The organism is Novosphingobium sp. (genome assembly GCF_040398825.1).
GTDB lineage: Bacteria > Pseudomonadota > Alphaproteobacteria > Sphingomonadales > Sphingomonadaceae > Novosphingobium.
Genome location: NZ_JBBATI010000017.1, coordinates 1 through 22716 on the forward strand (window position 1 = coordinate 1; position 22716 = coordinate 22716).

Genomic DNA, 22716 nt, shown 5'->3' on the forward strand with positions numbered 1-22716 from the left:
AGGTGGTCCCCTTTTGCACGCCGATAGTGGGTCCCGTTTGGACGCCGATTGACAACCTCGACGATCAGATTGTTGCGCGTCTGCATCAGCCGGCTGGCGTGGCGGCTGGCCAGTTTCAATGCGAAATTGGTCACCAGGCCGGTCAGGACCAGCGCGCCGGCGCCCACCATCGGGCCCAGCACTGTCCACCCGCCGATCAGCGCGATCAGCGCGAAATAGGCCAGGATCGACGGCATATCGACCACGAAAGTGACAAACGCCAGCGGCACCAGCAGCGCCAGTTGTTCGGTATCGCGCAGCGCGGTCATCAGCGCGCCAACGCTGTTTTCGCTGGTCTGGATGCGCCCGCGCAGGATTGCCGACACCGCCTTGTGCTGCACCGCCTGGCCCACGCGGATGCCGGTGCTTTCGACAAACCCGGCCTTCACGTGGCGCAACAGCAATTCGAACACCAGCGCGATGCACACCCCGGCGGACAGCGCCCACAGCGATTCAATCGCCAGATTGGGCACCACCCGGTCATAGATCGCGCGCATGTACAGCGGCACGGTCAGCGCGCACAGATTGATCAGCGCGCCGGTCAGCGCCAGTTGCCCCAGCCGGCGGCGTTCGGCCATGAACGCGCCCACCAGCCACAGACGGGGATTGCGGCGGACCAGGTCATCGGTTTCGTGCGCCTGCGCGGGTTGATCGGGGTCGGCCGGGCCGGCCACCAGCACTTCGCCATCAACCAGCGGCGCCAGCCGCGCGATCAGGATCGGATGGCGACCAAGGGCATCCTCGACCACGCCAAACCCGCCCGACAAAATAGTGTGCAGCACCAGCACGCCGCCGTCCTGGCAGCGCAGCAACGCCGGCAGATCAGTCGGCGCCAGCCGGTCGACCGGCAGCGGCAGCCAATGCGCCAGCAAGCCGACCTGCGCCAGCGCCTCTGGCACCAGCGCGGGTGCCAGCCCGCCGGCGGACAGCGGCATGACTGCGGCCGAATCGGCGCCGCGCCCCAGCGCCGCGCACAGCGCCTGCACCCCGGCCAGCATGGTGAACGGGGTGAGCGCGGCGGTGGATTCGATCGATTCTGCGGGTTCGCCCGGCGCGATCTGGCCGGCCACGGTGCGAGGCCGACGGTTGCGGGAATGTTTACCATGGTCCCAGGGGAATTTCAGCGTCATCGCCATCACGCGTGCCTCGATTGATCGGGCGCTTTAAGCATCGTGCGCGATAATCTGACGCTAAGCCGGACTACGCGTTAACCAATAGCCGCATGCACAACACTTTTGCACGTCGGCGGCCTATCGCCTGAACCCGGCACGCGGGCCCGATCACCGGCCTGCCGCGCTGTGCGGGGTGTGCCTGTGCCGGGGGGTATCGCATTCATGACAATAATCAATTTCAGGAACCCTCGTGAACGCCTGATCCGTGCGCTGGGCGGCGCCGCGCTGTTTGACGATCTGGCCCCGGGCGAAGCGCAGGCGGCGCTGACCGGCGCCATGCCCGCCGCGCATCAACCGGTCGCCGGGCTGACCCCGTGGAGCGTGCGCCAGCGCACCGATCACCATGGCCGCACCCTGCGCCTGCTGGCGTGCGCGATCGTCGCCTTTCTGGTCTGGGCCAGCGTGTTCACGCTCGACAAAGTCACGCGCGGGCAGGGTCGCGTCCTGCCCGGGGTGCAAAACCAGGTGGTGCAGCATCAGGAGGGCGGGATTGTGCAACAGATCCTGGTGCAGGAGGGCGCACGGGTCAAACAGGGCCAGGTGCTGATGCGCGTCGACAATGTCACTACCGGCACCGAATATGCCACCAGCCAGACCGACGTGGTCGCCAAACACATCACGCTGGCCCGGCTCGATGCCGAAATCGCCGGCGCGGGCGCGTTTTCGGTGCCGGCCGATCTGGCCCGCGCCGCGCCCGATATCGCCCGCAGCGAAGAGGCGGTGTTCCGGTCGCGGCAGGCACAGCGCAGCCAGGCATCGGGGATCATCGGCGAACAGGTCCGCCAGCACCGTGCCGAAGTGGCATCGCTGCGCGCCCGGCTGATCAATCTGCGCACAGAGGAAAGCCTGGGCCAGCAGCAGTTGCACAAGCTGGAGCGCGCCTATGCCGAAGACGCGATATCCGAACGCGAAGTGCTGGACAAACGCCAGGCGCTGGCATCGTTGCAAACGCGGATTGCCGATGTCGAAAACCAGATTCCGCAAAGCGCCGCGCAGATTTCCGAGGCCGACGCCCGGCGCGGCGAGGTGTTCACCAAGGATAGCGAGGATATCCGGGCACGCGCCGCCGTGCTGCGCACCGAACTGGCCAAGGCCGATGAAACGCTGAACGCCGCGCGCGACAAATCCACCCGCGAAGAAATCCGCGCGCCGCTGGCCGGCGTGGTCAACAAGCTGTACGTGCAGACCATTGGCGGGGTGATCCGCCCGGGCGAGCCGGTGGCCGAAATCGTGCCAGTGGACAAAGTTGTGACGATCGAGGCGCATATCCCGCCGCGCGACCGTGGCAATGTCTGGCCCGGACTGCCCGCACGGATAAAAATTTCGGCCTATGATTCCGCAATTTACGGCGGGTTGAACGCGACCGTGATCGATGTGTCGCCCGATGTCATCCAGGACCCCAAGGGCGAAGCCTATTACCGCGTGCGGCTGCGCGCCGATACCAGCGATTTCGGCCCGAAACGCCCGGTCATCCCCGGCATGACCGCAGAGGCGAACATCGTGTCGGGCAAACAGACCATCCTGGACTACATGCTGGGGCCACTCATCCGCATCCGCGATTCAGCCCTGCGCGAATAGCATCTGATGCGCTAATGCGTCGTTCGCATGTGCCGAAACGACGCCCGATGATGACCCCTGCCCTGGCAATCCCCGCAGGCCTTGCCGGTGCGGCGGTCGGCAGCTTTGTCGCGCTGGTGGCGGACCGCTGGCCGCGTGGTGAAGATGTGGTGGCGACGCCATCGCACTGCCGCGGCTGCGGGCGCCGGCTGGGCGCGGCCAATCTGATCCCGGTCATCAGCTATGTGATGCAACGCGGCCGCTGCCGCTGGTGCGCCGCACCGCTGCCCGCCGATCTGCTGCTGGCCGAACTGGCAGGTGGCGCGATTGGCGTGGTAGCCACCACGCTGGCGCCGACATGGCCGGGCATGCTGATCATGGCCGCACTGGGGTTTGCGCTGCTGCTGCTGGCGCTGCTGGATGCCCGGCATTTGTGGTTGCCCGATGCGGTGACATTGCCGCTGTTGCTGGCGGGGCTGGCGACGGGGCCGGGTGCGCTGGCGCTGGTGCCAGGGCCCGATCTGCTGGATCGTATCCTGGGGGCTGTGCTGGGCTATGTGCTGCTGCAAGCGCTGCGCGGCGGCTATCGCGCGTTGCGCGGCCGCGAAGGGCTGGGCGGCGGCGATCCCAAGCTGCTGGGTGCAATCGGCGCGTGGCTGGGCGCCGCGCCGCTGCCGGGGGTGGTGCTGGGGGCGGCACTGTTCGGGCTGGGCTGGGCCGCGCTGCAGGCGCTGCGCGGGCGCGCGGCAGGCGGCCAGACCCCGATCCCGCTGGGCACCGGTCTGGCCGTGGCCGCGTTGATGTGGATAGCCATCGCGCCGGTCTGATACCTGCTCAATTCGCCTGCTGTTTGCGGCACTGCGGATCGGTGCTGTCGGGATCGTCGCAGTTGGCGACATTGCCGGCAAAACCTTCGACATCGACGGTGATGACCGACCGTTTCTGCGTGTTGTCGTTGTTGGCGTTGGTGGCATTGGCCTGCGCCGCGCTGGCCGCGTTGGACGATGGCGGTGCCGCCGCCGGTGCCGCCCCGCGTGACGGCACGCCCGAAATCGATCCGCCTGCCTTGAACGAATCTGCGTTGGCAACATGTGCGGCGGCGACCAGAATGCTGCCTGATGCGCGCACGCCGGCGTCGCCCGCGTCGACCAGCCCGGCCGGCGCGACCAGGATGATCGACGATGTCGGGTCGGTCGGCAGGCGCTGAAACGCGCCGATCCCCGCGCCCGAAACGCTGCCCGCACTGTCGACCGTGCTGTACCCGTCCAGATCGGTGGCGACCGTCACCGGCGGGAAGTTCGACGCGGTCTTTGGCCCTTGCCCGGCGTTAAGGTCGCCGTTCGATGACCACATCGCGATATCGCCGCCGGCCAGGGTGAAAATGCGGCTTTGGTTGACCAGGAAATTGCCGTCGGTAAACCCGTTGATCGCCCCGCCGTTCAGCGTCAGCAGCCCCTCATACCCGATCGGGATCGCACTGATCGGATTGACGGCAGTCCCCGAAATCGCGCCATAGGCCAGACTTTGCGTCGGATCGACGCCAAACCGGGTGACCAGACCGGCGGCCTGGGTCGATGTGCGCACGACCGATCCGGCGATGAACGTGCCGCCCGGCCCCAGCACGGTCAGGTTGCCGCCGCTGGCGGTCTGCAACGTGGCCAGTTGCAGGTTGGCATTGCCGGTTTGCACTTGCGCTGCCTTGGCCGGTTCGCCGTTGACCAGATTGCGGGTCGGAATGCCTGCCGGGTGATCGGCGCTGACGGTCGACGGATCGACGGTATAGACCGCCAAATTGTCGGTGTAGCCAAGCGTGGTCGGAAACAGCGTATCGATCGCGCGGTAGCCCCGGAAATATTGCAGATAGGACGGGCTGGCCGGGTCGGCCGGCTGGCGCAGTTCGTTGAAATAGACGCTGTTGATCAGGAACTGATCCTGTTGCAGCGCATCCAGCCGGGCGAACGCGGCATACATGTTCTGGCTTTGCGCATACGATGCGGGCGTCAGCGCGGCATTGCCGGTTGCGGTATCGGCATAAGATGATGCGCCAATCGCGGTTATCGCGGCAGTGCCATCGGTGAACGTGCCGAGCCCGAAAATGCTTGCAAACGCGACCGGATCGTTGGTGCGTAGCCAGGTGGCCAGGATCGGCGCGTAAATCTGCCGGGTGCGGTCGGGATGCTTGTTGCCCAGCGCATCGGTGGTCTGCACAAACAACGCGCCATCCTGGTTGGCAAAGTTCGCGGGATCGAGATAAGTCGACGCCAGCGCCGCATATTCGATGCCTTTGGCCACCCCGAATAGAACGCCCAGATTGGCGCCGGTGCTGGTCAGCCATGGATCATAAAGATTGCCGACGGTCTGGATTCCGCCCGCATAGCTGATCGTGCTGACCACTGCCGAATTGATGAACGGACCCAGATTGCGTCCGGCCTGAACCAGCAGGTTGCCGGGCCCGCCAAGCACATAGTTGCTGGATACCAGGTATGGCAGGTTGTACAGCGCCGATGTCGCATCGGTGCCGACGATGTCGCGCCCGGCCTGAATCAGCGTGGTATCGGTCACATTGACGTTCTGGCCGGTGAAATAGAGGTTGGAAATGTCGCGCCCGGCAATGATTTCCGCCTGTTTGGGCACGTTGATCAGCGCGTTGCTGATATCGGCGCCAGCGAAAATGCGGATCGGATTGCTGTCGTTGGCATGGGTGATCGACTGATTGTGATAGATTCGCAGCAGCGCCGCGCTGGTCGTCGGTGTAACCCCGGGAATGCCGAACCCCAGCCCCTGCAGCGTGGTGACGTTGCCACTGCCCGACCCGGTGATCGACGACAGCGAGTACACCCCTGCGCTGAACGCGCCGGGCAACAGCGAAGGATCACTGTCGCTCATCGCGATCACCAGGGACGAAATATTGCCAGCGCTGAACAATGCCAGTTCACCCATCGCCGACGGGTACAGTTCCAGCGCTTCGCCCGGTGTGGTCAGGGTGCTGGTCAGGGCCGACAGGCTGACGCTGGGGGGCAGGACGCTTCCGCCAAACACCCCGGCGCCCCCTGCGCCAAGCTGAAACGGCACGGTCTGGTTGGCGCGGTTGTCGGTATAGGTAAGCGAGCCGGTTGCCGTGGCGGTGAAGCTGGCGAACGGCGCAAAATATCCCGCTGCATTGTAGGATTCGGCAGCATTGCCCCCGGTCGATGCCGCCAGGGCCGACACCCCTGCCAACGCGATCGAACCGTCGGCGACCAACGCAAAGGTTGAATCCGCGATCCTGATCTGCAGATATTCGTTGCCCGCCGCCTGCACGCTCCCCGCAACATTGACGCTGCCATATCCGGCGGCAAGGTCGATCTGCCCGCCGATGATATTCCCGCCAATATGTTCGCGAATGTCCCCGCGCCCGAATGTCATCAGCACCGGACCGATCGCGTTACCCGATGTGGTGATCGAACTGTCGAGCGCCAGCGTCAATTGCGACGTATCGCCGCCCGCATTGACGGTCACATTGCCACCGCCCAGCGCGCCGATCCCACTGGTAAAGTATTTTGGCGCAATCGCGATTTCGGTATCCTGGCCAACCGATCCGGCGCGCCACAACTGGGTGTAATCACCGATGGCCCTGGCATCAAACGGCGATACCGATGTTTTGTTGTAGGTCGACCCGGAACCCAGATTGGCCGATGACCATGAATCGGTCAGCGCCAGCACGCTGCCGCCGGCAGAAACGGTGATATTGCCGCCATTGGCCGCCATCGCTAGGGCTTGATTGTCATAGTTTTTGGGCGACGGGATGAACGATGTGCTTTGGGCGGTGATACCCTGCTGGGCACCCGCAGGCGTGACCAGCACGCGTGCCTGGGTGCCGACCACGTTGGCCTCGATCGCGGCGGCAGAGATGCGCGCGCCAGCGGTATAGATCGCCGTGCCACCAACCTGCGCCACATTTTTCGACGTCGCAACAAACGCCCTGCCCTTGGTGTCCTTCGACAGGCCGTTGACATCGCGATAGACGATCGCCGACCCGTTGGTCGCCAGGTTGAACGCCTTGTTGGTCAGATCGATGTTGCCGCTGGCCGCCACGTCGATAGTGCCATTGCCGCTGCGCACCAGCGTGTTGGTATAGGCCACCGGGTTGGTATATTTGATCAGCGTCGGCGCGGCGATCGACCCGGTTGGTGCGCCAGGGCCCTTCGTGCCGAGTTGCGACAGAAAATCGCCGCTGTACTGTTTCAGGAACGCGATGATTTCGCTGAGCGGCGCCTGAACCCCCGAAAACCCGAGCGGATAGGCGATCAGTGTTCCGGTGTGGCCGTTGCCGAAAAAGGACTGGGCATCGGCCCCCAGGATCGCCGGCAGATTGATCCGCGATTGCCCCCAGTTCAGCGTGGTCAGCGAATTGGCGGTCAGCTTGTTGGCGCTGCTGATGGTGCTGGTCGTGTCGATCAGATCCGACAACGCAAACGCCGGATAGTTGGACGCGGTGCGCCCGGTTACGGCCAGCAACAGATCCAGCGTGTCGCCGATGCTGATCGTCGCGGCATTCGCGTTCAGCGCATATTGGGTGGTCCCCTCAACCGTGAGATTGGCGAACCGCGCGGGATCGACATTCAGCGGATTGGCGGAAACCGTTCGTACACCGGTTTGCGGGTCGGTCGTGCCCGATGCGCCGGCCACCAGCCGCAGACTGCTGGATGCGATCGCGTGGCCATCGGGCAGGAGCGGGAACAGCGAAGCAAATCCCAGCGCATCGCCGCTGACGGTGCCTGACGCCGGATCGATATTGTTGCCGGCGGCGGTGGCCGAATTGGCCTCTGCATCATAGGGCGCAACCACCGTCGATGCGCCCTGCTGGATGCCGTAATACGCAGTCAGATCGATATTCAGCGATGGTTTGCCCGCGGTTATGGCGGCCAGCGAATAATCGGCGATGTTGCTGCAATTGTTGGTCAGGCCGCAACTGGCCAGCACGGCGGCGGTGTAATTGCGCGTGCCCCCGCCCAGCTGGTAATTGATCCAGGTGGCATCCGATTTGTCGGCAAAGGTGAAAAAGCCGTCGCTGATCGATCCGGCGACGGTCAGATTGCCGCCAGCCTCGAAACTGAAATTGCCGGCCTGGCCGCTGGCCTTGCCCCCCACGCGGTACAGAAAATCGACATATTTCGACAGCATGTCGCCCTCGGCGCCCGACGTCACCGCGTAATAGGGCGTGCCATCGGCGCGCAGACCCAGTTCGGGAATCAGTTTCAGATCACCCGCTGCCAGCGCCGCTGCGGTATCGAGCGTGCCCGCCGCCAGATTCCAGCTTTTGGCCACGGTCAGGTTGCCGGCGGTGACCAGATTGACACCCGGTCGCTGGTCAAACCCGGCCAGACTGGTGCCGCCGACCGTGGAAACGGCGGAATAATTGCGGATGAACCACGGCACCGACAATGTGCCGTCAGCACCGACGAACATATCCGACAGAACGTTGCTGCCCGATGGCGTGGCATCCAGCTGCACGCCACCCGCCACCGTCGTGATGCCGGTATAAATTCCAGCGGCCGCGATCGCATCAAGCTTGTAGGTATAGACCCCTTCGATCTGGCGCGCGGCAGCGCCGGTAATCGTGGCAGAGCCACCGATACCGATGTTCAGCCCCCAGGCGGCACCGCTGCCCGCCGGCGCGGCGACCACCGGTGCGCGCAACAGCAATGTGCCGCCGCTGTCCGCCGCGACGAAGTCATAGACCGTGGTGTTGACCAGGGTGTTGGGGTCGGCAACGGTGCGCGGCACCAGCCGGTTGCCGGTCTGCCCCGCCGCCAGCGCCGCGATGGTGCGCGTGGCACCCAGATTGAGCGTGGCACCCGATGCGATGGTGATCGCACCGGTTGATGCCGCACCGATGCCGATGGTGACGTTGCCCGCCTTTGCACTGCGCAGATCGGTATCGGCATAGCCGCCGGTGTGGGTATCCAGCCGGGCGGTCGATGCCAGCGACACCCCGTTCTGGCCCCACAGCGCGATATTGCCGCCATTGACCGCGGCACTGGCGGCCTGGCTGGGGGTCAGGCCGGTGATCGCCGCGCCCGAAGTATCGATCGTGCCGCCGATGGTGATTGTGCCGCCATCGGCGGTCAGCGTCACCCCGGCTGCCTTCAACGTGTCGCCAGCGGCCAGATCCAGATTGCCAAGGCCGGTGCGGATCGCCAGCGTGCCGCCGAACAGGCGGCCATAGTGGCTGGCGAACCCCGACAGATCAAATGCGGCGTTCTGCGAATCCAGCGTCAGCGATGCAGCGCGCGCGCCAGTGAGCCCGGCATTCAGCACGGCATCCAGCCGCACCGCGCCGGCCGCTGCAATCAGGTTGAGCGTGCCGGCATTGCCGATGCCGCTGTCGACCGTGATCGTGGTCCCGCTGGCGGCGGTGACATCCCCGTGCGACGATACCAGATTGACCGTGCCGCCACCCGCCGCAACCGTCACCAGGTCCTGCGCATTGCCATAGTTGCGGGTGTAACCCGGGGTGGACAAAGATGCCCCGCCGGAAATCGCGATCGATCCGGCAGCGCGGGCGTCGATTACCCCGGCGCTGGCGGTTACCGCCACGCCATCAATGGCCAGGCTGGCCACCGGCGTAGCGGCCGATCCGAACGTGACCCGCGCACCGGGCGCGCGCAGCCCCGCCGGCACCGGCGCGGCAACCCCTGCTGCGCGCGCCGGCGCGGTCAGCCGCACCGCGCCAGCCGTGGCAAACACATAGTCGGGCGTGACCGGGATGGTGTAATTGCCACCGGGTGTCACGCTGTCGCTGGCAGTGGCGGACAGCAGATTGGGGTCAATCACCGCCGCCCGGTCGATCAGAAACGGCGTGGTCAGGGTCAACGTGGCATTGCCCAGCGCCAGTTGACCGGCGCCTTCGAAATAGGCGCCATTGGTCGCGGTCAGCGCAACCGTGCCGTCAAAGCCATAAGTGCGGAACGTGCCCGAACCCAGCGTCACGCTGCTGGCGTTGATGGTCAGGGTATTGCCGCTGGTGGCACAGACAGGGGCGCCCGTCGCCCCGCAGCCCAGCGACGCCCCGCTGGTGTTGAGGATCGTCAGCGCGCCGGTGTTCAACGTCAGCGTTTCGGCCCGGCCGGTTTGCGACGACAGCGTGATGCCGGGGGCGTTTAACGCCAGGTTGTTGAACGTATGGGTGGTGCCCGGATCGAACGTGATGACGTTGTTCGACGCGAGAGTCAGATTGCGGGTCGCCGCCAGTTTCCGTTCGATCGCCGCGCTGACCGTGCCCTTTGCCCCGAAACTGAGATCGCTGGCGCTGAGCGCGATGTTGGGGGCCGAAAGATTGGCGCGCGCAGCCACGCTGAACTTGTTGTTGGTATTCAGCAGCAGCGCATTGCCGAAAATGCCGGCCAGCCCGATCTTCAGCGTGGACGATCGTTTCTGGTTGGCAGAGGCGGTGCCCACGCGATCGACCAGCCGTTGCGCGCCGTTCGACACGCGCAGCAAAGACCCGACCCCGGTCACATCAAACGGGCCCGGCGGCGGTTCGGATGCGCCCTTGTAGGTGAACGTGCCGGTGATAACGTAATCGCCGGTGCGGGTGTCATCAAGCGTGCCGGTGGCGGTCAGGTTGGCACCATCATTGATGGCCAACCGCGAATCTTTGCCGCCGACGGCGAACAGCAATTCGGGCGCCGTGATTTCGGCGCCATATTCGACGGTGATGCGGCTGGCCGATACGTTAAGCGTGGTGGTGCCATCGGCATTGTCAATGCGTTCGCCGCCGATCAGCAGGCTGTTGGCGTTGAGATTGGCCAGCGTCTTGTTGCTCAGCACCAGCGCGCCGGCGACCTTTGATGTCGATGACGCACTGACGATGATGGTGCTGCCCAGGATATCGACTTGCGAACCCCGCCCACCGGTCGCCGCTGCCAGATCAAGCGTGCCGTTCACCGTCAACCGCGACAGCGGATCGAGCACCACTTGCGCGGCGTTGAGCGGGTTGGACGGGGCGGACAGCCCCTGCGAAGCGGCGGCGGCCTTGACCGTGGTGGTACCGTCGGTGGTGTGCAGGTCGGAATATTTCAGGAACGACGCCTGGCTTTCGATGTTGAACGAAAAGCGCTGCGATCCGGTCAGGCTGGTGCCGGCGGTGGAATACGTTCCGCCCATGATGACGCTGCCATCGCGCAAAATCTGCGTGGCGCCGATCCCCGGCGCGGCCTGGCCGACATGCTGGACCAGGCGATAGGCACCGGGCAACAGCGCGTAATGCGCCGGCATCAGCACATATTGCCCCGCCGCGATCCCCCCGCCGCCATCCAGCGTGACGGCCATGGCGGCATTGACACCATAGAGATTGGTCGGGCCTTGCGTGCCGTTGTCGTCAAAGGTCGGCACCCGGCTGTAATCGGCCGAATAGAGCGGATCATACAGCGCGATTTTCTGCGCCTGCGCCAGCGGCACGATGGCATAGACCTGCCGCTGGTCGGCGTATTGATAGCCAACGCCGGTGGCCACGTTGTAACCATTGCTGCTAAACTGGTCCGTGTTGAACCGGCTGAGCACATCGCGCGATCCGCCGGTGCCCGACACGAATTCGAACGCATAGACCGCGCCGCCGCCAGCGCCATCAACGGTGCTGCCCTTGGCAATCGTGATGTCGGACCCGGTGATGGTCAGATTGCCGCTGGGCAATTGGGTCAATGCCGAACCCGTCCCGGGCGTGAAAAAGTAGGTCGAAAGGTTGGTGGTGGTGCCATAAGGGATGTTCATCCCCGCACCCGAAACCGAAGTGACGCTGTTGTCGCCAAACGTGACACTGCCCACCGGACTGGCGGAGGTGCCGAAATCGATGCGGCCAAGCGGCGCAGCCAGGTACCCGTTCTGGGTAATCGACGACGCCAGAATCTGCAGATACGATCCCGCCGAATAGGGCGTGGCGGTGTTGATATGATCGCCCAGAAACGTGATGGTCGATTGGCCAAGCGCGGTCAGCAAATAGGGCGACGGGGGATTGGCATCGCTGGCGCCGGCCGCGTCGGCCAATATCCGTTGCAGATTGCCAGTACCGGTGGTGGTATAGATTCGCCCGGCATCAAAGATCAGATCGCCGGCCGTGACCAGCGCACCGTTCAGAACCGGGGTATTGGTGGCACCGGCGCGATCGTCCACGCCGATCAGGCGAATATCTGCCGCGCTGTCCAGCCGGACCTGCCGGATCGATCCGTCGAAGGTGATCCCGCCAATGAAATCCATGCCGGATGCGCCGGCAGAAAAGGTGACGCGCGCATCACCCGTTGCCGAACCCAGGGAGGTATCGGCGCCGCCCGACGTGCTGGAAAAATTGATATAAGGCGCGGTGACGGTGGCGTTGGTGCCCGTGGTTGCGGAAACGGTGACCGCGGCATTGGCCCCCACTGTGGCCCCATCGATGGATGCGGGCGATCGCAGCAGCACCGCCTTGTTCAGCGCGAGGGTAAATGTGCCGTCGAGCGTCATGCCGCCGTCGGCGATCAACGTGCTGAAACCGGATTGGGCAATCTGGGTCGCATCGCTGCCGCGGATGACCGGATCAAACCATTCGAGCGTGCCGCCAGTGGCCTTGGCAGTCCCGCCGTCCGCCTTGATCGTCGCGCCCGCCAATGATCCGCCGGCGAGCAGCGCAACCGTGCCCGCATCGCTCCATTCCAGCGTGCCAACATATTGACCGCTGGCATCTTTCACATCCAGCAAGGCGCTGGTGCCGCGGATATCGATGGTCGATCCCGGCAACGCAAGGAAATGGCGCGGTGCCGTCTGGGTTGGTTGCGGTGGCGGGTTGGGCGACGTGCTGGTCGGGTCCGAATAGGCATTGAAGCCATATTTTGGCGCAGCGAACAAAACACTGTTGGTTACATTGATTCCGGCGGCGGAGGATATACTGCCGCCATTGATTATCGTTCCGACAGTATACCTTGCCCCATCGGGGCCAACCGGCGCGACAGGATTGTAAACTACATTCCCTGAAAGGTTGGTTACGCTGCCAGACAACAGGACAATGCCATCTTTTTCAGAAACCCGTCCCAGAAAATACAAAAATCGCTCGACGCCGATTTTTGTGAAAATCCCGTTGTTGGTCAGCAGGTTGCCAAGCCCGTCCTTGAGCCCGGCGACGTTCGTGGCATTGAGCTCGTATTGGTTTTCGGCGTTGGTCGCGCCGAACACGGCCGCAAAGCCGGTTCCGCCCAGCGTCGGGTCGGTCAATCCGATGGCCTGGCCGGCCAGCGCCTGGGGCAGGTTTGCGGCCTGGGCGATCGTGCCGCCGGGCAAGTCGATCAGCCCCGCATTGAAAAGCTTTGGCGTGATGATCGTTGCCTGTGCGGCACCGGTGATCGTGCCGCCGGCATCGACATCCAGTTCCATCAGGCCATTCAGGCTGAGCGTAACCGGTTTTTGATACCACGGTAGCAATGGGACGGTGGCGGTCAGCAACGATGCCACATTGCGGTCGCTGGGCAGCGCCAGCAAGGCTGCGCCGGTGACGGCATCGATGCTGTCGGGCAGCAGCGCTTGCGTCAGGTTGAGCGTCTGACCGGCACCTACCTCTACTTTGGTGGTATCCAGAAACGCCGAAAGACCGTGGCTGCCGTTGTCGAACAGGTTGGCATAAGTCCGCGAATGATACGCCGTAAGGCTCAGCGTGCCGAAACCGGTCTGGGTCAGGAAATCAAACGGAACCACCGTCGCATTGGCGTCGGCATTGCCGTTTGCGGCATCTGCGGTGAAAGCGATGTCGGGGGCGATCAGTTTGAAGATGCCCCCGCCGGAAAACCCGAAACCCCTGATCGTACCAGGTGCGAATTTGACGACGCTGTTCTGCGTGACCGGCACCAGCGACACATCGATGCCATAACTGGTTGGGGTGACCGGCGTGGGCGTGAATGCCACCGTCTGCCCAAGGAACGTCGCGCCGGCGTTGTCGATCGTGGCGGGCTGCAGCGGAGATATCCCGGCATAGATCGTTTGATCCAGCAGGCTGACATTGCCACCCCTGGCCGACAGGGTCAGCGCGCCTTTGGTCGATACATAGCCGCCCGCCGACACATCCAGCAGGCTGCCGGGATTAACCAGAATGCTTCCCGACAGATCGCCCGCCACGCCACCGCCCAGCGAAACGAACGCCCTGGGCGCAACGGTAAGGCTGATCGAGCCGCCATTGATCCATCCTGCGCCGCGGGGAATCGCGGCTCTGGCATAATCGTTGGTCCACGCGCCCGACACATCGAGCGTGCCGTTGACCACGATGTTGAACGGGGTCGGCAGGGCGGCTGCATCGCCATAGCTGCTGGCGATATCATCATCACTGCGAAACGCGTTGCCGACGCTGCCGATGCCCGGCTCCCCCGCCAGCGACAACTGGTAGGTCTGCGCCAGGATCGTACCATCGGCGATCCGCACCTTGCCATCCAGCCGGATCGTCCGCCCGGCGTCGATTTCAAGCGTTCCGCCCGCGGCCAACGCCAGGTCGGCAGTGGCGGACAGCGCAAGCGCAGCGGGATGATCCGGGCCGGCCACGGTGCTGAGCAGAAGCGGTGCGTCTGCCGCTGCGGCCAGGATGACCGCGCCGCTGGTCTGCAACATCAGGCCCGAAAGACCGGCGCGCGACAGCATTTGCGCATCGAGCAGGATTTCGCCCGGGTTGGCCGCAATCAGCCGGCCGGCGGAATCCACGATGCGGGTCCCGTCATATACGACGATATCCTGGCCCGCCCCGATGCTCGAACTGCCGCTGAACGAACCGATGCGAAACAGGCCTCCCGATGGCAGCTGATATTTGCTGTACTGCAATTTGCGCGGGTCGCCCTTGAGGCTGGCGCTGGCCGTCGGCGCCAGTCCCGCGGCAAGCTGGTGCGCGCCGGCAAAGGCATTGCCATAGACCGTGCCGTCAAACGCGATCGCGGTCCCTACAATTTGCAGCGCGCCGGCATCGCGGCCCTCATCATAGGCGGCGACATATTTTTCGCCCCGGATCGCGGCGTTGTAATACGTCTGCGACGTACCAGACCCGGGCTGGGTGGCGGTAAACCCGTTGACGACGCCCACATAGCTGCCATTGGGATCGGCATTGGCGATGTTGACCGCGGTTCCGCCCGCGGTGATCAATTCGCTGCTGAGCACAAAGCCGTCACCATAAGTGATCCAGCCGCCCGAAATATCAAAGCGTGCGTCCCTGGCGATGCTGATCGATGGTACCAGGCCGAAATTCAGATTGCCGCTGACGTTCTGCGCGCCAACGTCGATGCTGATCGTCCCGCCTTTGGTCATCAGCCCGGCGGCCGTGACTGGAACCTGGCTGATCGCGCTGCCCGCTTCCAGCAGCGGCGAACCCTGCCATGCCACACCGTCCGAACGCACCCCCGATGCGGTGGCATCGACATAGAGCGTCGCCCCGTTGAGCGTGAAGCTGCCGTCAGTGGTCACCGATCGATAGTTCGGGGTGTCGCGCAGTTCGTTCTTTTTGGCCGGGCTGATCTTGACGCTGTTGGTCGATCCGGCGACCGCCACATCCATCACCCCGGCAACATCGATGACCGCGCCCGAGGCGATGGTGACGCCGCTGGCCACTTCCGGTTGCAGCGTGAAATTGCCTTTCGATGCATCCGCACCGATCACGACATTGGCGTTGGGCGCATAGATGAACGCATTGCTGCCCATGGTGACCATCGACGGGAACAGCGACAGCGTCAGCCCGCTCGTGGCCGAAAGATAGGATGCGGCAACATCGCCGATCGCGATGCGCGACGATTTGAACGCTGGCGGCGAATCCGCGGTGCCCTGCGGCACGGTTTCGCCATCATCATCCGGCAGAATGACAATCCCGCTGGCGGTGGCGCCGCTGGTGCCGCCGCCCAGATTTACCGCACCGGCGGTCAGTTGGATGAAGCCGTTGCGCGACACACTGGTCGTCGCCTGCAGCAGGCCACTGTTTTCGACCGTGCCATAGACCGCCGTGCCCAGCGAAATATAGCCGCGCCGCGATTCGATATAGCCATAATTGACAACTGCGCCCTGGTCGGGCGTCGGCGCCTGCGGGACGGTGGGCAGGTTGGGTACCTGGCTGGTCAACACCAGCCCGCGCACATTGATATCGGCACTGCCCGACCCGCCTGAAGACGCCACCGCGCCGATATTCATCCCACCCTGCAGGCTGACCTGGCCATCGGCCGCATAGAGCGAACCGGCGTTGATCACCGATGGCCCGGCCAGGATGATATAGCCGCCCGCGCCCGACGTGATGCTGGCGCCGCTGTCCACCACCACCGCACCAAGATCTGATGTCGGCAGATCGGCATTCACATTGTAATTGCCCGCCGGCAGCAATGCCGACAGGATCTGGCCCTGATAGCCGCTGACGCCATTGACCAGCAGCCCGTTTTGCAGAAACGCGGTGTTGCGTTGCGCCACTGTCGACGCGACGAACAATTGTGTCTGGCCCGCTGACACCACCTGCGACGCAAAATTGCCCAGTTCCAGCGAACTGACGATCAGGCCGTTCAGGTTGACTTGCGCATGGGGGCCGAAAATCACCCCGTTGCGGTTGAGGATCAGCACCGTGCCGTCGGCCTTGATCGTGCCCAGGATCTTGCTGGGATCGACCGAATTGACCACGCGGTTGACCACTGTCCAGCCGGGTTTGGCCACTCCGCCCTGTTTCTGCACGAATTGCAGCGTGGTCTGGGCGCCGACATCGAAATTCAGCCAGCTGAGCAGCGCGTTCTGCTGCGTCTGGGTGATGGTGACCGTGGTGGCGGTGCTGGCGCCCGTGCCGGTCGTGGTCTGCACCGGGGCATTCGCGCCCTCCCACGTGTTGAGCCCGGTCGCGTCCCTGGCCGCCGCCACCTGCAACGGCGGCGCATTGGCGGTCACGCTGCTGGCGGCGGCACCGGCCGCGGCAAACACCGTCAGCGCGCGCACCGGTGCAATCGGGTTGAGGCCATGGGTCGAAATGCCGTCGGTGACGTTTTCGGCGCCCTTGACCGAGGCATAGGCCGCGTTGCGCGCCGACTGCACATAGCCGCGCAATTGCTGCGCCTGGGTCTGCATCGCCTGCTGGCGGGCAAGCGCCTCTACCATTGTCGCCGGGCGGGCCGGCACAGTCGTGGTCGGGGTGGCGGCCGTGGCGGGGTTAAGCGTGCCGGCGTTCGCACGCAGTTGTGCCAGTTGCGCCGCTGCCGGCGTGGCTGACAGGCCCAGCAACAGCGCCGCCAGGCTGACCCCGGCCAGCGGGCGCAGCTTTTGCCCGGCTGGCAGACCCGCACCGCTGAAGCGGAACGCCGCCGCACCGCTGGTACTGGTGCTGCGCCTGGATCGGGTCCGCGCCATGATCAATGTGCCTGTTCTGGTGTGGGCGCAGTGGCGCCGGGCGTTGCCGCTGTTGCCGGCGGTTTCGTGGCGGGGCCGGACGCGGCGTCAGGCGTTGCATCGGGTGCGGCGGCGGGTGCGGCGGCGGGCGCGGATTTCGCCTTGTCGCGCTTTTTCGGCTTTGGCGCAGGATCGGGTGCGTCACCCGCGCGCTTGTCGCCGGGCACCGGTGGTGGCACCGGCACATCGATCCGGTTGGTATAGATCGCGTCGGACAAGGCCTGCAGTTCAAATTCAAAGCGGCGGCGGCCCAGTTGCAGCGGGTCCTTGTGCGCCTGCTGATACCGCTTTTCGTACCCTTCGATCAGTTCGCGGCCGATGAACACCAGCCGGCCGTTCTTGACCCGGCATTCGTCCATCACCACCGCGCGGTTTTTGGCAGAGGCCAGTTCGCGTTCCAGCGTGGCGATGGTCTGCTGGCTGGCCAGCAGGCGTTGTTGCAGCGATTCAATTTTGGCGGCGTCGGCCTCTGCCGTGCTGGCGGGCGCGGCCTGCGCCGGGGGTGCCGGCACTGCCGCTGCCAGTGCCGGGGCAGCCTGTACCAGCGCGCAAAAGGCCAGAAACCGGCGCATCAGAACGCCACGTTCAGATCAAGCTGGAACACGTCGATCGCCAGCGGATCGCCCGACACCTGGTTGGCGCTTTGCCAGCGCGGCGTCAGGGTCACCCCGGGTGACAGTGCCAGCGTGCCGCCAATCGTGAAACCCTTGGCATTGGTGCCGCCCAGATGGAACGAATCGTCGTTGAACGCATCGAGCACGACATCGCTTTCCAGGTATTTGTAGCCCAGGAACGCGCGCCATTCGCCCCACTGTTTCGGCGCCGGATTGCCGATCGACGCCAGCAATTGGAACCCCTGGCCACCGCCGACAAACGGCGTGCGGTTGGCCACCACCGTGTCGCAGATATTGCCACTGCCGCCGGCGCCACCGTTGTTGACCGGTTCATAGGCCTGCCCGTACTGGCAAACGTTGCGCCGGAACGCCAGGTTGCGCAGATATTCGCCCATCAGCGTCACTTCGGTCTTGTCGTGGACCGGGATTTTCAGCACCGCGATGGCATCAAGCACGCGGAACCGTTCGGCCAGCCCCAGCAATTGTGCGCCATCGACCGCCTGCCCCGCGCTGTTGACGATATCGCGGATCTGGAACAGCGTGTTGCCCTTTTGCACAAAGAACGCGGCACTGGCATCGGTCGAACATTGCGTATCGCCAAAGCCCAGCGCGCAGGCCTTTGACGGCACCCCGGTGATATTCTTGAACATGTAATAGCCGGCGCTGAGTTTCAGCGTGCGGTCGTTGCCCAGTCGCCAATCGGTTTCCAGCTGCCCGGCGAACAGCCATTTCTGCCCCGAAGTCGCCTTTATGGTCGATGTGTCGGGGAAATTCTGGTTGCCGAAATCCAGCGGGAACGCACCGCCGCGCACAAAGAAATCGGCATTCCCGAACACCCGGTTGGGCATCGCCAGGGTGCCGGCAATCCCGTCGAATTTCAGTTCGTTGCTGAACAAGGCCTCGTTCGACAGGAACGGATTGTCCATCCGGCCGACCGTGACGCTGAAATTGGGGGTAAAGCGTTCGGTCACGAACGCCTTGTTGAGATAAAGATTGCGTTTGAAAAACCCGTTGCCCAGCGTCGCGCTGGTCGAAACCGGCGCGTTGTTGTTGCCGCTGGCCAGTTCCAGCCCGACCGTGGTGCGCGAATTGACATTGAAATCAAACCCCAGCCGCGCGCGCACGCTCATCAGGCTGTATTTGTTGGCGGTGGTGTTGAGGAACGGGATGGCGCCGCTCAACAGATTGAGCGGCCCGCCGCTGACAATCGACTGAAAATTGGGAATGACGGTGGAATTGAACTTGCTGTACAATTGCGATTGCGACCGGATGCGCAGATCGCCGTAAATGCGCATGCCGCGGACCCATTCGGGCGCCGCCAGCCCCGGCGATGCCCAGCCCTGCGCGCGCGCTTCGCGCATCACGTCGGCCTTGATATCGTCACGGATCTGGTCGCGCACCACTTGCGGAATATAGGGCACGCGGATCGCGCCATTGATCGGCGGTGGCAGATTGGCGGCCATTTCGACCGGCGCACTGGCGGCGGCGGCGGGGGTCGCCGCAGCAGCGCCGCCGCTACCAGCCTGTGCCAATGCCGGCGCGGGCGCACCGCCCGACGGCGCAGTCTGCACCAGCGCGAGTGCCCGATGCGCCTCCGCCTCCGCCAGCTTGGCCTGTTCCGCCTCCTGCAGCGCCTGGGCGATCAGCGCATCGCCCTTGTCTTTGGCGATCGTCCCTTGCGCCACCAGCAGGCGCACCAGATTGACCATGGCATTGGTCGATGGCGCGGGGGTTGCGGACGCGGCCGTGGCTTGCGCGGAACCGACCGCCTGCGCATGCGCCAGGGGTGACCCCAGCGCGATGCCAGCGGGCAGACCGAGCAGCAATGCCGCTTTGCGCGTCCAGTTGGGTGACATTACTTCAAAAACCTCTTCATGCTGTTTCGCTGTTGCCGGTTACAATACGGCTACAACGATCGCTTGCCGCGCACGGTTACCCGTTGTGGAAACTTCACACCGGCCGGTGGCGGATCAAGATCGACCGCGCTCAACAGATCGGTGCGCAAAATCTGGTCGCGATCGGTGCGGCCCGATGATTTCAGCAGCGACACCGCGGTCACGCGCCCAGCCGGCGAAATGGTGATTGCGAAATCGGCCGAAAACACCAGCCGGTTGATGCGGTCATCGCGCTGGATCTTTTCCTGCAGCACCGCGCTCAGATAGCGGCGATAAAACACCTCGCTCATCGCCGTGCCACCGCCGCCAGTGCCGTTGCCACTGCCGCAATTGGTGCCCGCGCACGTTCCGCTACCGCCGATCCCGCCACCACTGCCCGATTGCAGGCCAAACGAATCCGAACCCGCCTGCGCCGGGCCATTGATCGATACCGGCGCCGGCGAATTGGGGGCGGCGGCCGGTTTCGGGTCCGGGTTGGGCACCGGGTTGGGCTTGTCCTGCGGTTCGGGCGGCTTTGGCTCCGGCTTGGGCGGGGGCGGCGGGGGCGGGGGCGGTGGGGGCAGCATGTTGACCACCGCGGGTGGTGGCGCTTCGACCTTGACGCCCGTCGTGGCCGACATCTGGCTGTAGATCAGCCACGCCACCCCCAACAGCACCAGCGCGCCGATGATAAGCGGCAGGCGGCGCATGATTCCCCCGGATTCGGAGTCGTCATCATCATCGGGGGCAGGTTGCGGGGGCATGATGGATTAACGCATCACCCGCCGGTCGGCTTGCCGGTGACCAGCCCGACCTTGTTCAGATCCAGCTGGCGACACAGGTCGAGCACCGACATGATCTTGCCATATTGCGATGCCTGATCGCCCTTCAGCACGATCGGCACATCGGGATTGTTGGCCTTGGCATTGCGCAGCCGGGTTTCCAGATCGGACAGCGTGACCGGGAACGCATCCATGTAGATCTGCCCCTGGTTGTCGACCGTGATCGACACGATCTTGGGCTGCACCAGGCTCTTGGCCGAACTGGCCTTGGGCAGATCGACCTTTACCCCCTGCACGCCGGCAGTGGCCATCAGGATGAAAATCACCAGCAGCACATAGGCCAGGTCCAGCATCGGGGTGATGTTGATATCGTCATAGGCCTTGCGGCCACCACCGACATCCATGGGTCGTCTCCTTTTATGCTGGCTTCAGATCAACGCGCCGGGGGGATTGAAACGGGGTGGAGGTTAAAAGCTGTCGTCCATTTCCATCATCGCCATGTCGTCGTCGCCAAATCCGCCCATGGCGTTATCGGCGGCCTCTTCGGCCTGGGTTTCGGCAATGCGGGCCAGCAACTGGTCGATGAAAATGCCCATGTCGCTGGCCAGCGGGATCACCTGGCTGTTGAGGTAGTTGTACCCGAACAGCGACGGAATGGCGCAAAACAGCCCCGAAATTGTCGCCAGCAGCGCCGCGGCGATCCCCGGCGCAATCGCGTTGACGTTCACGTCGCCAGCCATCGCCACCCCGCCAAAGGTGTTCATCACGCCCATCACCGTGCCCAGCAGGCCGATGAACGGCCCGCCCGAAATGGCGATGGTCAGGATCACCATCCACTGGTCCAGCTTGTGGTTTTCGTGCACCACCACTTCGGATGCGGCGGCGCGCATGGATTCGATCGCCTGGGATGACAGCGGGCGGTTGCCCAGCCTGGCCTTGCGCCGGTTGAATTCCTCGATCCCCACGTCGTAGATGTGCGCCAGCGGCGACGTTTTGATCAGCCTGGCTTCTTTTTTGTCCAAACCGGGGATTTCGGCCGAGGGCACCAGTTCGCCGTCCATCCGGCGAAACTGGCGCATGAACGCGGCGTTGCCCTTGGTGCATTTGGCAAAATAGGCGAACCGGTTGTACATCACGAACGCCGAAATCGCGGTCAGGATCAGGCACACGCCCACGACGATTTCGTCGACGCCTTCCAGCTTTGACAGCACGAAAAAGAACACGCCGCCGCCAGAGCTTTGCTTTTCGGCGGTTTCGGTGACGGTGACCAGCTTGCCGCCCTTGCCTTCCGCATCGGCCATCGCCTGGATCATCGCGGCCGGGCGCGCGGTTTTCGACAGGCGCACTTCGTCGAGCTCACCGGTAAACGGCTGGCCGGCGGCACCGCCCAGCGTGGCCGGGCCGGCGATTGCCCCCAGCGCCGCCGGCCCGGTCGCCTGTTCCAGCCCGTTGACGTACAGATGGCCCTCCTTGCCATCGGTGGTGAACGCAATCGCGTTCCAGTCGCCCTGCTTCACCGGCGCCTTGCCCTGCAGCGAAACCCCCGGCCCCGAAACGAACAGCACGCCCGCGTTCAGCCCGATGGTCAGACCACCACGCGCAAAAATCGCCTGTGTCCCGGCCAGCTGCGCAGGTTTGACCCATGCCGTAAACGAAAACGGCGCGGCGGCCGGCATCGCCAGCGATGCGGATTCGGCAATCTGCACCTCACCCTGCCCGGGAAACCGTGCCGCACGGCCAATAATGCCGGCATCATCGACCCCGGGGGGCGCGCTTTTGGCGATATTGGCGTTGGCGGTCGAATCGTTCGATGCGGTGCCGGGGCCTTCGCCAAAGTGATAGACCGCCATATAATCGGGGTCGTAAGTGCCCTTTTCATCCTGGGCGACGGGCGCGGTCTTGGCGCCGAAATACAGCCAGATCGAATGCTTTTCGCCGCCGTTCAGGTTGGGCACCGCGACCCAGGCGGTGGCAATGCCCACCGTGGAATCATAATGTTCGATGTGAAACGGCAACGGCGTCTTGTTGTCGGTATCGACAAAGCGGATGTCCGCGCCATTGGGCATCGCATCGGTAAAGGTGAAATTGCCGCTGTGCAGCCGCACCAGCACCACCGTCCGCCCGATCACCCCGGTGGCATTGATCCCCGATGGCGAACTGTCGATCGTCACCTGTTTGCGGTACGACCAGTCCTTGTTCCACCAGCCCTGGTCGCCCGCCGCCGCGGCCGGCGCGGCAAAGCCCAGAATCAGCAATAATGCCAATAGGATACGGGTCACAGACAATTCCCTCAAAAGCC

The 22716-nt window shown here is 64.3% G+C and carries 9 protein-coding genes; 2 read left to right on the plus strand and 7 right to left on the minus strand.

All coding sequences use genetic code 11. The features are described 5' to 3' along the window. Positions 1 to 1175 (minus strand): type I secretion system permease/ATPase (locus tag ABWP89_RS10045; RefSeq protein WP_353229004.1); only part of this gene is annotated, 1175 nt, incomplete at its 3' end. A 198-nt stretch (positions 1176 to 1373) separates the two neighbouring features. Here ABWP89_RS10045 and ABWP89_RS10050 point away from each other — a divergent pair. Both ABWP89_RS10050 and ABWP89_RS10055 read left to right on the plus strand, forming a co-directional pair. After that, on the plus strand, positions 1374 to 2789 hold the full coding sequence (locus ABWP89_RS10050; RefSeq protein ID WP_353229005.1) for an HlyD family type I secretion periplasmic adaptor subunit: 1416 nt from the start codon (positions 1374 to 1376) through the stop codon (positions 2787 to 2789). Between the two features lie 50 nt (positions 2790 to 2839). After that, positions 2840 to 3595 carry a prepilin peptidase gene (locus tag ABWP89_RS10055; RefSeq protein WP_353229006.1) on the plus strand — a complete coding sequence of 252 codons (756 nt, stop codon included), beginning with the start codon at positions 2840 to 2842 and terminating at the stop codon, positions 3593 to 3595. A 7-nt stretch (positions 3596 to 3602) separates the two neighbouring features. Here ABWP89_RS10055 and ABWP89_RS10060 read toward each other — a convergent pair whose 3' ends face one another. The 6 genes from ABWP89_RS10060 to ABWP89_RS10085 form a co-directional block, all read right to left on the minus strand. Continuing rightward, positions 3603 to 17108 carry a filamentous hemagglutinin family protein gene (locus ABWP89_RS10060; RefSeq protein ID WP_353229008.1) on the minus strand — a complete coding sequence of 4502 codons (13506 nt, stop codon included), beginning with the start codon at positions 17106 to 17108 and terminating at the stop codon, positions 3603 to 3605. 2 nt (positions 17109 to 17110) lie between these two features. Continuing rightward, positions 17111 to 17719, minus strand: a complete 609-nt coding sequence (locus ABWP89_RS10065) for a hypothetical protein (RefSeq protein WP_353229009.1) — start codon at positions 17717 to 17719, stop codon at positions 17111 to 17113. Beyond that, on the minus strand, positions 17719 to 19617 hold the full coding sequence (locus ABWP89_RS10070) for a putative porin (protein ID WP_353229011.1): 1899 nt from the start codon (positions 19615 to 19617) through the stop codon (positions 17719 to 17721). Before ABWP89_RS10070 ends, ABWP89_RS10065 begins: the two co-directional genes overlap by 1 nt. Before the next feature lie 50 nt (positions 19618 to 19667). After that, the gene (locus ABWP89_RS10075; protein WP_353229012.1) at positions 19668 to 20399 is read right to left on the minus strand and encodes a TonB C-terminal domain-containing protein; all 732 of its coding nucleotides are present in this window, start codon (positions 20397 to 20399) and stop codon (positions 19668 to 19670) included. Positions 20400 to 20413: 14 nt separating this feature from the next. Beyond that, entirely contained in the window at positions 20414 to 20821 is a 408-nt protein-coding gene (locus ABWP89_RS10080) for an ExbD/TolR family protein (protein ID WP_353229014.1), read from the minus strand. Between the two features lie 63 nt (positions 20822 to 20884). After that, positions 20885 to 22696 (minus strand): DUF2341 domain-containing protein, encoded by a 1812-nt coding sequence (locus ABWP89_RS10085; protein WP_353229015.1) that lies wholly within the window; start codon positions 22694 to 22696, stop codon positions 20885 to 20887. Between the last annotated feature and the right edge of the window lie 20 nt (positions 22697 to 22716).